16 protein-coding genes and 1 other annotated feature are annotated in these 12,375 nt (G+C 49.3%); of the genes, 15 read left to right on the top strand and 1 reads right to left on the bottom strand.

Features of this window, described 5'->3' with window-relative positions:
- Positions 1-28: 28 nt before the first annotated feature.
- From H9X84_RS00230 to H9X84_RS00160, 15 genes are all read left to right on the top strand, one after another.
- On the top strand, positions 29-253 hold the full coding sequence (locus H9X84_RS00230) for an acyl carrier protein (protein WP_205132308.1): 225 nt from the start codon (positions 29-31) through the stop codon (positions 251-253).
- A 17-nt stretch (positions 254-270) separates the two neighbouring features.
- Complete coding sequence (locus H9X84_RS00225; RefSeq protein WP_420314284.1) at positions 271-1,218, top strand: nitronate monooxygenase; 948 nt, start codon at positions 271-273, stop codon at positions 1,216-1,218.
- The gene (fabD, locus tag H9X84_RS00220; RefSeq protein ID WP_205132306.1) at positions 1,206-2,117 is read left to right on the top strand and encodes an ACP S-malonyltransferase; all 912 of its coding nucleotides are present in this window, start codon (positions 1,206-1,208) and stop codon (positions 2,115-2,117) included. Before H9X84_RS00225 ends, fabD begins: the two co-directional genes overlap by 13 nt.
- The gene (gene fabG / locus H9X84_RS00215; protein ID WP_205132305.1) at positions 2,118-2,852 is read left to right on the top strand and encodes a 3-oxoacyl-[acyl-carrier-protein] reductase; all 735 of its coding nucleotides are present in this window, start codon (positions 2,118-2,120) and stop codon (positions 2,850-2,852) included.
- Positions 2,853-2,862: 10 nt separating this feature from the next.
- Positions 2,863-4,098 carry a beta-ketoacyl-ACP synthase II gene (gene fabF, locus H9X84_RS00210; protein WP_205132304.1) on the top strand — a complete coding sequence of 412 codons (1,236 nt, stop codon included), beginning with the start codon at positions 2,863-2,865 and terminating at the stop codon, positions 4,096-4,098.
- Positions 4,099-4,103: 5 nt separating this feature from the next.
- The gene (accB, locus tag H9X84_RS00205; protein ID WP_205132303.1) at positions 4,104-4,571 is read left to right on the top strand and encodes an acetyl-CoA carboxylase biotin carboxyl carrier protein; all 468 of its coding nucleotides are present in this window, start codon (positions 4,104-4,106) and stop codon (positions 4,569-4,571) included.
- A 19-nt stretch (positions 4,572-4,590) separates the two neighbouring features.
- Positions 4,591-5,004 carry a 3-hydroxyacyl-ACP dehydratase FabZ family protein gene (locus tag H9X84_RS00200; RefSeq protein WP_205132302.1) on the top strand — a complete coding sequence of 138 codons (414 nt, stop codon included), beginning with the start codon at positions 4,591-4,593 and terminating at the stop codon, positions 5,002-5,004.
- A gap of 6 nt (positions 5,005-5,010) precedes the next feature.
- Positions 5,011-6,345 (top strand): acetyl-CoA carboxylase biotin carboxylase subunit, encoded by a 1,335-nt coding sequence (locus H9X84_RS00195; protein WP_205132301.1) that lies wholly within the window; start codon positions 5,011-5,013, stop codon positions 6,343-6,345.
- Complete coding sequence (gene accD / locus H9X84_RS00190) at positions 6,338-7,192, top strand: acetyl-CoA carboxylase, carboxyltransferase subunit beta (protein WP_243423474.1); 855 nt, start codon at positions 6,338-6,340, stop codon at positions 7,190-7,192. The genes H9X84_RS00195 and accD overlap by 8 nt, the downstream gene beginning before the upstream one ends.
- Complete coding sequence (locus H9X84_RS00185) at positions 7,189-7,974, top strand: acetyl-CoA carboxylase carboxyltransferase subunit alpha (protein ID WP_205132300.1); 786 nt, start codon at positions 7,189-7,191, stop codon at positions 7,972-7,974. The genes accD and H9X84_RS00185 overlap by 4 nt, the downstream gene beginning before the upstream one ends.
- Before the next feature lie 90 nt (positions 7,975-8,064).
- Positions 8,065-8,195: a sequence feature (ribosomal protein L20 leader region), on the top strand.
- 62 nt (positions 8,196-8,257) lie between these two features.
- Positions 8,258-8,752: a translation initiation factor IF-3 gene (gene infC, locus H9X84_RS00180; RefSeq protein WP_205132540.1), complete on the top strand. Its 495-nt coding sequence runs from the start codon at positions 8,258-8,260 to the stop codon at positions 8,750-8,752.
- A gap of 52 nt (positions 8,753-8,804) precedes the next feature.
- The gene (gene rpmI, locus H9X84_RS00175) at positions 8,805-9,005 is read left to right on the top strand and encodes a 50S ribosomal protein L35 (RefSeq protein ID WP_205132299.1); all 201 of its coding nucleotides are present in this window, start codon (positions 8,805-8,807) and stop codon (positions 9,003-9,005) included.
- 31 nt (positions 9,006-9,036) lie between these two features.
- Positions 9,037-9,393, top strand: coding sequence for a 50S ribosomal protein L20 (gene rplT, locus H9X84_RS00170; protein WP_205132298.1), 357 nt, complete (start codon positions 9,037-9,039; stop codon positions 9,391-9,393).
- Positions 9,394-9,472: 79 nt separating this feature from the next.
- Complete coding sequence (locus H9X84_RS00165) at positions 9,473-10,390, top strand: AEC family transporter (protein ID WP_205132297.1); 918 nt, start codon at positions 9,473-9,475, stop codon at positions 10,388-10,390.
- Positions 10,391-10,644: 254 nt separating this feature from the next.
- Entirely contained in the window at positions 10,645-11,199 is a 555-nt protein-coding gene (locus H9X84_RS00160; RefSeq protein WP_205132296.1) for a helix-turn-helix domain-containing protein, read from the top strand.
- 202 nt (positions 11,200-11,401) lie between these two features.
- Here H9X84_RS00160 and H9X84_RS00155 read toward each other — a convergent pair whose 3' ends face one another.
- Positions 11,402-12,283, bottom strand: coding sequence for a DegV family protein (locus H9X84_RS00155; protein WP_205132295.1), 882 nt, complete (start codon positions 12,281-12,283; stop codon positions 11,402-11,404).
- Between the last annotated feature and the right edge of the window lie 92 nt (positions 12,284-12,375).

The following is a 12,375-nucleotide window of genomic DNA, read 5'->3' as shown; positions in this document are numbered from 1 at the left end:
AATGACAAACAGAAAAGGAGAATGTATCATGGTATTTGAAAAAATTGCGGCTTTATTGGCAGAAAAACTGGAATGTGAAGTATCCGAAATCAAACCCGAAACAAAATTCGGCGATCTGGGGATCGACTCTCTGGACGTAATGGAACTGCTCATGAGCCTGGAAGACGAACTGGGCACAGAAATCGAAATGGGCGAAAACAAAGTAGAAACTGTTGCTGATCTGGTAGCAATGATCGAAAGCAAACAGAACTAATTGGAGGGAAAGAAATGATAGTTTCACCGATTTGCTCTATGCTTGGCATAGAATACCCTATTTTTCAGGGAGGTATGGCTTGGATCGCAGACGGAAAGCTGGCTGCGGCTGTTTCCAACGGCGGCGGACTTGGTATCATTTCCGCAATGAACGCCGGCGGGGATTATCTGCGTGAGCAGATCCGCATTGCGAGAGAACTGACAGATAAGCCTTTTGGCGTGAATATTATGCTGATGAGCCCCCATGTGGAGGAAGTGGCGAAAATCGTGGCGGAAGAAAAGGTAGCTGTGGTTACCACCGGCGCGGGTATGCCCACCAAGTACATGGGTATGTGGAAGGAAGCCAATATTACAGTAATTCCTGTGGTGGCTTCTGTTGCCAGCGCAAAAATGATGGAACGCGCTGGTGCATCTGCGGTCATCGCGGAAGGCGGCGAATCCGGCGGGCATATCGGGGAAATGACAACTATGCCTCTGGTACCGCAGGTATGCGACGCGGTAAAGATCCCCGTACTGGCAGCCGGCGGTATTGGTGACGGCCGTGGTATGGCGGCGGCATTCATGCTGGGCGCTATCGGTGTACAGATGGGAACACGTTTCCTGCTGGCAGAAGAATGCGGCGTACACCAGAATTATAAAGACATGATCCTGAAGGCAACGGATATTTCCACCGTTACCACAGGCAGACGTTTTGGCGGCAATACCTGTCGTTGTCTGAAAAATCCTTTCAGCCGTGAATTCCTGAAAGTGGAATACGCACCCGAGACCACAGCAGAAGATGTTGCGGAACTGGGCGTAGGCGCCCTGCGCAAAGCAGCTGTGGAAGGCGATACAAAGACAGGCTGTTTCCTGGCTGGTCAGATCGCCGGTATGGTGAAAAAAGAACAGCCCGCGGCTGAGATCATCAAGGAGATCGCCGAGGAAGCGGAAGCGCTGCTGAAAGGAGCTGCAAAATGGGTAAAATAGCCTTTGTTTTTTCAGGGCAGGGCGCACAGAAGGCCGGAATGGGCAAAGATTTCTATGACACAAAGGAAAGTGTGAAGGAATTGTTTGACCGGGCGGAGGAAATCCGCCCCGGCACTCTGCGCCAGAGCTTTGAAGGCACAGATGAAGAATTGAAGCAGACAGAGAACACACAGCCCTGTCTGTATCTGGCGGATCTGGCGGCGGCGATGGCGCTGCGGGAAGAAGGAATCCAGCCGGATGCTGTGGCAGGATTTTCTCTGGGCGAGGTGCCCGCGCTGGCTTTCGCGGGAGCATATTCCCCGTTGGATGGGTTCCGTCTGGCGTGTGCCAGAGGGGAAGCCATGGGCAAAGCCGCAAAAGAGCATCCCGCTTCCATGGTAGCTGTGATGAAAATGGAAAACAAAGACGTAGAGGAGATTGCCAAGAACTACGCGCATGTTTTCCCTGTAAATTACAACGGCCCCGGCCAGCTGGTGGTTGCGGGGACAAAAGATGAACTGGATCAGTTTGGAAAAGACATTAAGGCGGCAGGCGGAAGATGTCTGCCCGTAGCCGTGGGCGGCGGTTTCCATTCTCCCTTTATGGACGGTGCTTCTGTGGAATTTGCGCAGGCGCTCAATGAGGTTTCTTTGGAAAAACCCGCGATTACGGTATATTCCAATTATACGACAAAAGCCTACACAGAAGATGTGAAGGAATTGATGGAAAAACAGATCAATCATTCCCTGCGGTGGCAGGAGAGTATTGAGAATATGGCGGCGGACGGTTTTGATACGTTTATTGAGGTAGGCGTTGGCACTACCCTGAAAAAACTCATCAGCCGTATCCTTCCGGACAGCAGAACATATGCTGTTTCCAATATGGAGGAGGCACGCCGTGTGGCAGAGGAGGTACGCTGAATGTTAAAAGGAAAAACAGCTGTCGTAACAGGCGGTTCTCGTGGGATCGGCGCTGCCATTTGTAAAAAATTCGCGGAAAACGGCGCTGATGTGGCACTGCTTTTCGCGGGCAACACCCAGAAAGCGGAAGAGACGAAAGCGGCTCTTCTGGCAATGGGCGTGAAGGCGGAGGCTTACCAGTGCAACGTAGCGGACGCGGAACAGGTGGCGGAGGTTTGCAAGCAGATTCTGGCAGACTTCGGCAGCGTGGATATTCTGGTAAACAACGCCGGCATAACCAAGGACAAACTTGTGCCTATGATGAAGGTCCCTGATTTTGACAGCGTAGTGGACACCAATCTGAAAGGCGCTTTCTATATGATTAAACAGTTCTATCCGGTGTTCATGAAGAAAAGAAGCGGCAAGATCATCAATATCAGCTCCGTTTCCGGTCTGATGGGCAATCCCGGTCAGACAAATTATTCCGCATCCAAAGCGGGTCTGGTAGGGCTGACAAAATCCGTTGCCAAGGAACTGGCGGCAAGAAACGTATGCTGTAATGCCATTGCTCCCGGTTTTGTGGCGACAGATATGACAGAAAATCTGTCTGAAGGCAATAAATTAAAGGATTTTATTCCAATGAAAAGATTCGGCACGCCGGAAGATATCGCCAAGCTGGCGCTGTTTTTGGCGAGTGACCAGTCCGATTACATTACGGGTGAAGTAATCCGTATTGACGGCGGTCTGGCCATGTAGGAGGTACAGTATGAAAAGAGTAGTAGTAACAGGACTCGGCGCAGTCACCCCCATCGGCAACAATGTTGCGGATTTCTGGGATGGTCTGGCAAAGGGCAAAAATGGTATCGGTACCATTACCCGTTTTGATGTTTCTGAGTCAAAATACAAACTGGCGGCAGAGGTAAAGGACTTCGATCCTTTGTGCTGCATGGATAAGCTTTCCGCTAAGAAGCTGGACCGTTTCTCCCAGTATGCTTTGGCCTGCGCGGCAGAAGCTATGGAAGACAGTGGTCTGGAAGGCAATATCGACAGCACGGAGCTGGGGGTATATTTCGGCAGCGGCATCGGCGGTTTTGAAACCTTCGGTGATTCCTATAAAATGCTGCTGGAAAAAGGTCCCAGAAGAGTCTCTCCTTTGTTTATCCCGAAAATGATCAGCAATATCGCGGCAGGCAATATTGCCATTAAATATCATGCACAGGGCCCCTGCGTATCTATGACAACAGCATGTGCCACAGGCACCACCAGTATTGGTGAGGCATTCCGTGCCATCCGTCATGGGTATACCACCGCGGCCATCTGCGGCGGCAGTGAGGCGGCCATTACCCATATGGCGGTAGCCGGTTTCGGCGCATGTATGGCGCTGAGCCCTTCCGAAGACCCCAACACAGCGTCTCTGCCTTTCGATAAGCGCAGAAGCGGTTTTGTTATGGGTGAAGGCGCGGCGGCGCTGATTCTGGAGGAATATGAGCACGCAAAGGCAAGAGGCGCAAAGATTTACGCGGAGGTATGCGGCTATGGTTCTACCTGTGACGCACATCACGTAACAGCGCCCGACGAAAATGCTGTTGCCAGCGCAAAGGCCATTCGTGACGCCATGGAAGAACTGCAGGATGTTCCTGTGGAAAAAATTTATATCAATGCCCATGGCACAGGTACAGCGCTGAACGACAAAACAGAAACAAAGGCCATCCGTGATGCTTTGGGCGAAGAAAAGGCCCATAAGGTGCATATCAGCTCCACAAAGTCCATGACAGGACATATGCTGGGTGCGGCCGGCGCGGCGGAAGCCATCGCGGCGATCCTTGCCATGAACAACAGTCTGGTTCCTCCCACCATCAATCTGATGGAGAAGGATGAGGAATGTGACCTGAACTATACCCCCAATGTAGCAGAAGCCGCAGAACTGGAAGCGGTACTGTCTACCTCTCTGGGCTTTGGCGGACACAATGCCTGCATTGCGTTTAAAAAATTTAGAGGATGATGAGCATGGATGTAAATAAAATCGCGGAATTGGCAAATATTATGAAAACCAATGGTTTGACTCTTCTGGACTGGACCGAAGGGGAAAACCGTCTTGTGCTGGAGGCGGCGGCCCACAAAGCTGCTCCACCTCAGCCTGTGCCTGCGGAAGTGCCTGTATTCGCCGCTGTGGCACCTGCGCCTGCGGCTGTGGAAGAACCCGCGGCAGTGGAAGAGCCGGAACAAGCGCTGGATCTGTATGAGCAGAAAACACCGCTGGTAGGCACGGTATATCTGGCACCCCAGACTGGGGCGGCGCCTTATGTTTCCGTAGGGGATCATATCGGCGCAGGCGAGACCATCTGTATTGTGGAATCCATGAAGATGTTCAACCAGATCGCGGCGGACTGCAGCGGTGTGGTAGAGGAGATTTGTGTTTCCAACGGTCAGATCGTGGAATATGGTCAGACATTGTTCCGCATTCGGGAAGACTAAAAGAAAGGCGGAAGAAACCATGAATCAGGAAGAACTGAAAAAAATACTCCCTCATCGGGACAATATGCTTCTGATTGATGAAGCGGAACTGCGGGATGGCGTTGCCTACGGCAAAAAGACCATCCGTCCCGATGAGTTCTTTTTGCAGGGACATTTCCCCGGGAATCCCGTTGTTCCCGGTGTAATCCTCTGCGAGATTTTGGGACAGTCCACCTGCGTTCTGCTGGCAGAAACAGCGGAGCAGGCTACGCCTTATTTTACAGGATTGGACAAAGTGCGTTTTAAAAACAGCGTACATCCCGGCGATGTTCTGGAAACAGAATGCAGCATTATCAAACACAAAGGTCCCTTCTACTGGGCAAGCGGAAAGGGCTATGTAGACGGAAAACTATGCGTCAGCGCAGAATTCTCTTTTGCGCTGATAAAGGAGTAAGCCAATATGTTTTCTAAAATTTTGATTGCAAACAGAGGGGAAGTAGCTGTACGGATCATTCGTGCCTGCCGTGAGATGGGCATTGAGACCGTAGCCGTATATTCCGAAGCGGACGAGAACTCTCTGCCGGTGGCACTGGCGGATGAAAGAATCTGCATTGGGTCCAACGCGGCCACAGACAGCTATCTGAACCAGAGAAATATCATCAGCGCGGCACTGGCCACCAATGCGGAGGCCATCCATCCCGGCTATGGATTTTTGTCTGAAAATCCGGATTTTGCCGCATTGTGCGAGGAAAAGGGCCTGATCTTCATTGGTCCCGACAGCAAAGTGCTGCGGGCTATGGGGGATAAGGACAATTCCCGCCAGCTGATGAAATCCATCGGCGTACCGGTAGTCCCCGGTACAGAGATCCTTCATGATGTGGAGGAGGCCAAGAAGCAGGCGGCAGAGATCGGCTATCCCATTCTGGTGAAGGCCACAGCCGGCGGCGGCGGCAAGGGCATCCGTGTGGTATCTCATGCGGATGAACTGGAAAACGCCTTTATGGCGGCGTCGGAGGAGGCAAAGAACGCCTTCGGCAACGGCGATGTATTTCTGGAAAAATATCTGACCTCCGTTCGTCATGTGGAAATGCAGATACTGGCCGATAATTTCGGCAATATTGTCTGTCTGGGCGAAAGAGACTGCTCCTTGCAGCTGAATAAGCAGAAGGTGCTGGAAGAGACGCCTTGTCCTGTAATGACGGAAGAGGTTCGCAGAAAAATGATGGACGCGGCGGTGAAAGCGGCAAAAGCGGCCCATTATGTCAATGCGGGCACTGTGGAATTTCTGCTGGCGCCCGACGGTAATTTCTATTTTATCGAAATGAATACCCGTTTGCAGGTGGAACATCCTATTACGGAGGAAATCAGTGATGTGGATATCGTAAAATGGCAGATTCGGATTGCCTGCCAGATTCCTCTGGACTTCAAACAGGAGGATATCCATTTGCATGGTCATTCCATTGAATGCCGCATCAACGCCAGAAGCACGGGGCAGGTGGATTTCCTGCATATTCCCGGTGGTTCCAGAGTACACTTTGATACGGCACTGGTACAGGATTGCCTGATCGTGCCTTATTATGATTCCATGATCGGCAAGCTGATTGTATATGCTTCCAATCGCGGCGATGCCATCCGCAAAATGGAAACGGCTCTTTGCGAAATGGTCATCCATGGGATCAATACGAATATTGAGGATCAGCTTCATTTGATCCGCAACAGACAGTTCCAGAGCGGGGAATACGATACCATGGCTCTGCCTGAAATTTTAGCGGAAGGAGATGCGGAGATTGAGTAATATCGTTGGAATGTTCCGAAAATCGAAGAATGTTTTGGAAAGTGGCGGCATTACCCCCGTTGTGGAAGAAAAGATCCGCTGCCCCATCTGTAAATCTATCGACACCAAGCGTTCTGTGGCAAAGAACAAAATGGTATGTCCCGCCTGCGGACACCATTATCGGATCAATGCCAGAACGAGAATCAAAGCGATTTGTGATAAAGACAGTTTTCGTGAAGTAGTAACAGGACTGGATTCCGCAGATCCTTTGCACTTTCCCGGCTATGGCCAGAAGGTGCAGAAGGCAAAACTGGCTTCCGGCCAGCAGGAAGGCGTAGTATGCGGTACCGCTACCATCCGTCACCAGCCTTGTGCTATTTTCGTTATGGACCCGCAGTTTATGATGGGCAGTATGGGTTCCGTAGTAGGGGAAAAGATTACACGTCTTTTTGAATACGCGGCGGAACGGGAACTGCCGGTCATTGGCTTTACGGCTTCCGGCGGCGCCAGAATGCAGGAGGGCATCCTTTCCCTGATGCAGATGGCGAAGACCAGCGGCGCTGTACAGTACCACAGTGACAGAGGCGGTCTGTATGTAACTGTATTGACAGATCCCACCACCGGCGGCGTTACAGCCAGCTTCGCCATGCTGGGAGATATTATCCTCTCTGAGCCCAACGCGGTCATCGGCTTTGCGGGCCGTCGTGTTATTGAGCAGACTACAAAGAAAAAATTGCCTGACGATTTCCAGAAGGCGGAATTTCTGCTGGACTGCGGTTTTGTAGACGCCATTGTGCCCAGAACAGAGCTGCGTGCGGAATTAGAGAAGATCCTGAAACTTCACCAGAGAAAGGGGGATGCGAAATGACGGCTTATGAAAGATTACAGGCGGCAAGAGATCAGAACCGTCCCACATCCCGTGCCTATATTGAGCAGTTGTTTACAGAGAAGCTGGAACTTCACGGTGACAGAAAATTCGCCGATGATGAGGCCATCATTGGCGGCATTGGCTATCTGGGAGAGACGCCGGTAACGTTTATCGGCATCGAGCGGGGCAGAGATCTGCAGGAAAGAATCCGCTGCAATTTTGGCTGTCCTATGCCGGAGGGCTATCGGAAGGCCCTTCGTCTGATGAAACAGGCGGAAAAATTCTCCCGTCCGGTCATCTGTTTTGTGGATACCTCCGGCGCTTTCTGCGGCGAAGAGGCGGAAGAACGTGGTCAGGGGCAGGCGATTGCCGATAATCTGCTGGAAATGATGCGGCTGAAAACACCCATCATTACCATTGTCATCGGAGAAGGCGGCAGCGGCGGCGCGTTGGCTCTGTCGGTTGCCAATAAGCTGTATATGCTGGAAAATTCCGTATTTTCCGTAATTTCTCCCGAGGGCTGTGCCAGCATCCTCTGGGAAGACGCCAAGGAGGCGCCTGCGGCGGCAGAGTGTCTGCATATTACCGCCGAGGATATGAAACACTTCGGTGTGGCGGAAGAGATCCTGAAAGAGGATTTCGACAACTTTGAACAGATGTGCGCCGAGATGAAGGAGACCCTTCTGGCGGATCTGAAAGACCTGACGGCATATTCCGGAGAGGAGCTTTCCAAAATCCGTTATGAAAGATTCCGTAAGCTGGGCGTATATCAGGAAGGCTAATATGATCTGGCTTTGCTTCCCGCAAAAGAAGCAGAGCCTTTTTTGAAAAAATACTTTACAATCGGGGAAAAGAATGGTATACTGTTTCAGGTAACAAAGAAGAAGTTCCGCTTCTCACCTTATGGCAAAGGCTGATAAGGTTAATACAGTGTAATAAAACAGAGGTTGCTCTGTTTTTCTGTGTGTGCGGCGGATTTCTTCCGGCGCATTTTTTGATGCGGCAGTTTGGTGAAACAGGAAACTATTTTTTAAATTTAGGAGGTGCTTGGCTATTACTGACTTAATGATTAACGAACAGATTCGGGACAAGGAAATCCGACTGATTGACGAGAATGGCGAACAGCTTGGAATTATGTCTTCCAGAGACGCCCAGAAGATCGCAGACGAAAAGAAACTGGATCTGGTAAAGATCGCTCCGACAGCGAAACCGCCCGTATGTCGAATCATGGATTACGGTAAGTACAAATTCGATCAGGCGAAAAAGGAAAAAGAAGCGAGAAAGAAACAGAAAACTGTGGACGTTAAGGAACTGCGTTTGTCCCCCAGTATCGATACACATGATGTTCAGGTAAAGGTCAAGAAGGCCAATGAATTTTTGAAAAATGGGGATAAGGTCAAGGTAAGCATCCGTTTTAGAGGTCGTGAAATCGGTCATTCCAAAGCTGGTATGGTGATCCTGGAGAACTTCGCAAAGGAAACCGCGGAATTTGGTGTGGTCGACAAAGAACCGAAAATGGAAGGCAAGAGCCTGGTGATGTTCCTGGCACCGAAGGGCTGAGAAACAGCCTGCGGAAGAAACAATAATTAAGATTTTTAGGAGGATTACAACAATGCCTAAGTTGAAAACAAAAAAAGCAGCAGCAAAAAGATTTAAAATGACTGCAACTGGTCAGCTGAAAAGACAGAAATCTAACACACAGCACATTCTTGGCAAAAAGTCCAGAAAGAGAAAAAGAAATTTGAGACACGCTACAACAGTAGACAAGACTGTACTGAACAGCGTAAAGAAGAGACTGTTACCCTACGCATAATTTCGAGTATATTTTTTAGGAGGACTTTAAGATGGCAAGAGTAAAAGGCGCATTGAACGCTAGAAAAAAACATAAAAAGGTTCTGAAACTGGCTAGAGGCTACCGTGGTGCTAGAAGCAAACAGTACAGAGTAGCAAAACAGTCCGTTATGAAGGCAATGGCATTCGCATTTGCCGGCAGAAAACAGACAAAGAGAGATTACAGAAGTCTGTGGATCACAAGAATCAACGCAGCAGCAAGAATGAACGACATTTCTTACAGCAAACTGATGCACGGCCTGAAACTGGCTGATGTTAACATCAACAGAAAGATGCTGGCAGAACTGGCAGTTTCCGATCCCGCTGCTTTCACAACACTGGTGAACACAGCAAAAGCAAAATTGAGCTGATAACAACACAGCAAAAGAATAAAGACCTTCTTTTACGGAAGGTCTTTTTCTGCGCGGAAAAACAGGGGGGAGTTTTCCAATGGAAGGAATATTGATAAAAGCCTTTGGCTTTTTATTTATGATTTTATTAGGCTATGTCCTGAAACGGATTGGTTTGTTTTCCGCTAAAGATGGAGATGTGATCGCGAAGCTGGTACTGAAGGTGACTCTGCCAATGGCCATCATCAGCAATTTCGCGTCCTTGCAGTTTCAGCCCAGTCATTTGATTCCCATTGCCATGGGTTTTGCCACAAACTTTGTTGTGATCGGTTTGGTGTTGATCCTGACCAGAAAAATGGCACCTGCCAGACGGGGGTTTTTCCTGATTAACGGGGCGGGGTACAATCTGGGGCTTTGTGTATTGCCGTATCTGCAAAGCTTTTTCCCGCCGGAAAGTGTGGGGATTATCTGCATGTTCGATGTCAGCAACGCCATGATGTGCTTTGGCATCACCTTTACAATCGCTATGATCGTGGCAGGCGGGGAACATAAACCAACGAAAAAAGAAATCGCGCATATTTTGTTTTCTTCGGTGCCTTTTGTGACTTATCTGGTCATGATTGTAATGGCGGTACTGAATCTGCATTTCTTTACACCGGTCTATACAGTTGCGGGAATGATCGGCCAGGCAAATCCTTTCTTAGCCATGTTTCTGATTGGCCTGCTTTTTGAGGTGAAATTTGAACGCAGCCAGGTCAGAGATATGGTAGAGGTGATCTGCATCCGGTTTTCCACAGCCATTTTGTTTGCGCTGTTTTTCTACTTCTGTCTGCCGGTGCCCCTGGAATACCGCCGTATTCTGGCGCTGGTCGTCTTTGGCCCCATTCTCAGCGTTGGCCCCGTTTATACGGAACGCTGCGGGTACAGCCGTTCTGTGGCGGCAGTTCTGAATTCCATTATGCTGCCGGTGAGCCTTTTTGTGATTACTGTTTTGCTGGTGGTCATGGGAATATCCTGAATGTTTGACAAGAGGCAAAAGTGCCAAAATGCCTTTCCTGGGAAAACAAAAGTTTTTATAACTAAGTGCATAAATTTAAGTACAATATCATGTGGAATGTGCTGAAATTTAATAGAAAAAAAGCCGCTGATGTCTGAGAAAAGCCCGGAATCAGCGGTTTTTTTCGCCAAAGTAAGCTTTTATGCCTTTTTGCCGGTTCTTGCGTTCCGCTATTTTTCGCTGTAAAATGATACCAGAGAAGCGAGGTGCATTTTATGGTAGGAGAAAAAATAAAGGCGATCCGTATGGAAAAAGGGATCACAGCAAAAGAATTGGCAGAAAAGGCGGATGTTACGCCTGGATATATTTCGCAGATCGAGCGCAATCTCATCAGTCCTTCTTTGGCTGTACTGATGCGGATCGCGGAAGCGGCAGAGGTGCCGCTGGTTTCTTTGTTTTCCGAGGATGAAAAAACGGAAGTGGTGGTTACGACCAAGGAAAAACGGACAAAGATCCGATTCCCGGATACCAATATTGAGTATCAGTTTTTGACGCCTTACAGCAGAAGCAAGGAAGTCTGTACCCAGATGGAAATTATTTATTATAAGATTTCGCCGAAAAGCTGGGGGAGTCCCTGTATCCAGAGTCATGAAGCGGCGGAATCCACCTATGTGCTGAAGGGATCTTTGGAGTATCATATCCGGGATGAGGTATATGCCGTCAACGAAGGAGACTGCATTTATGTACCGCCCAATACGCCCCATCAGCTTTATAATCCCGGTGAGGAGGATGTGGAGGCCATCGGTGTGATCGCGCCAGCCTTTTATTAAAAGAGAAGATATATCTTTGTAAGAAAACAAATATTGCCGGAATTCTCATAAAACAAAGAGGATTCCGGCAGTTTCGTTTGGGTGGAGTTGTTTCCTCAAAGAGGAGCTGTTTGTACCAAAATGGATGATGGTGTTTGTGGAAAACAGTAAAAAACAGGCGGAAGATTTTTAGAGATCTTCTGCCTGTTTTTTTCAATAAAAATTACAGCGCTTCATATTTTTTGATATAGCAGATGCCGACGGCGGTGGGACCGCAGTGGGTACCAATGGTAATGCCCACAGGCCAGATATCTTCCATGACATGGAAGCCTTTGTTCCGAAGCTCCTCGGCGATTTCCTCGGCGGCCGCCTGCCGTTCCTTTTCGGCACGGATGACGCAGATTTCGTAATCGTCTTTTACTTCACCGATTTCTTTTTCCGTCATATCCAAAATGGCGCGCAGAGCTTTTTTGTGGCCCCGGACTTTGCTTTCCGGGAACAGCTCGCCTTCTTTTACGACAATAATGGGCTTGATATTCAGAATGGCGCCGGCCAAAGCGGTGGCTTTGCCGATTCTGCCGCCATGCTGAAGGAAGTCCAGGGAGTCAATGGTAAAATTGATTTTGCTGGTCAGTTTCTGCTGTTCCAATGTAGACACCAGCCGATCCAGATCATAGCCTGTATCCCGCATCCGGCAGGCTTCATAGACCAGAAGCCCCTGGGAACCGGTGGCGCCGATACTGTCTACCACTTCAATGCGGCTGTCGGGATAGGTTTCCTCCAGAATCTGCTTGGCATTATTGGCGCTCTGGAAGGAACCGCTGAATTTTGCCGTCAGGCAGATGCAGAGAATATCCTTGCCTTCTTTTAAATACGGTTCGAATACATCGATGTAGTCCTGAATGGGAGGCAGGGACGTCTGGGGATATGTCTTGCTTTCCTTTACTTTGTCATAAAATTCTTCCGGTGTCAGGTCCAGGAGCTCTTTGTGGTACTCCACACCGTCAAAAGAAGCGGAGTAAGGCACAATACCCAGATCCAGCGTAGACGCCAGACCAACGGGAATGTCGCAGGAACTGTCGGAAATGATCTGATATGGTCTCATAAGGATGACCTCCTTGTTTCATTCTAATGATATCCTGTATATTTTAGAAGAAAAGGCCGGGCTTGTCAACTTGTATCACAAGGAAAAGATGG

The sequence above is a fragment of the Anaerotignum lactatifermentans genome (assembly GCF_016902535.1).
In the GTDB taxonomy this organism is placed as follows: Bacteria; Bacillota; Clostridia; order Lachnospirales; family Anaerotignaceae; genus Anaerotignum; species Anaerotignum lactatifermentans_A.
This window is presented reverse-complemented; position numbering and strand designations above follow the sequence as displayed.

Bases quoted from the DNA above. Each gene is read 5' to 3' on its own strand.
- rpmI (WP_205132299.1), top strand. From the start codon at position 8,805: ATGCCTAAGTTGAAAACAAAAAAAGCAGCAGCAAAAAGATTTAAAATG.
- fabF (WP_205132304.1), top strand. From the start codon at position 2,863: ATGAAAAGAGTAGTAGTAACAGGACTCGGCGCAGTCACCCCCATCGGC.
- H9X84_RS00185 (WP_205132300.1), top strand. From the start codon at position 7,189: ATGACGGCTTATGAAAGATTACAGGCGGCAAGAGATCAGAACCGTCCC.
- H9X84_RS00155 (WP_205132295.1), bottom strand. From the start codon at position 12,283: ATGAGACCATATCAGATCATTTCCGACAGTTCCTGCGACATTCCCGTT.
- infC (WP_205132540.1), top strand. From the start codon at position 8,258: ATGATTAACGAACAGATTCGGGACAAGGAAATCCGACTGATTGACGAG.
- H9X84_RS00160 (WP_205132296.1), top strand. From the start codon at position 10,645: ATGGTAGGAGAAAAAATAAAGGCGATCCGTATGGAAAAAGGGATCACA.
- rplT (WP_205132298.1), top strand. From the start codon at position 9,037: ATGGCAAGAGTAAAAGGCGCATTGAACGCTAGAAAAAAACATAAAAAG.
- fabD (WP_205132306.1), top strand. From the start codon at position 1,206: ATGGGTAAAATAGCCTTTGTTTTTTCAGGGCAGGGCGCACAGAAGGCC.
- H9X84_RS00195 (WP_205132301.1), top strand. From the start codon at position 5,011: ATGTTTTCTAAAATTTTGATTGCAAACAGAGGGGAAGTAGCTGTACGG.
- H9X84_RS00200 (WP_205132302.1), top strand. From the start codon at position 4,591: ATGAATCAGGAAGAACTGAAAAAAATACTCCCTCATCGGGACAATATG.
- fabG (WP_205132305.1), top strand. From the start codon at position 2,118: ATGTTAAAAGGAAAAACAGCTGTCGTAACAGGCGGTTCTCGTGGGATC.
- accB (WP_205132303.1), top strand. From the start codon at position 4,104: ATGGATGTAAATAAAATCGCGGAATTGGCAAATATTATGAAAACCAAT.
- H9X84_RS00165 (WP_205132297.1), top strand. From the start codon at position 9,473: ATGGAAGGAATATTGATAAAAGCCTTTGGCTTTTTATTTATGATTTTA.
- H9X84_RS00230 (WP_205132308.1), top strand. From the start codon at position 29: ATGGTATTTGAAAAAATTGCGGCTTTATTGGCAGAAAAACTGGAATGT.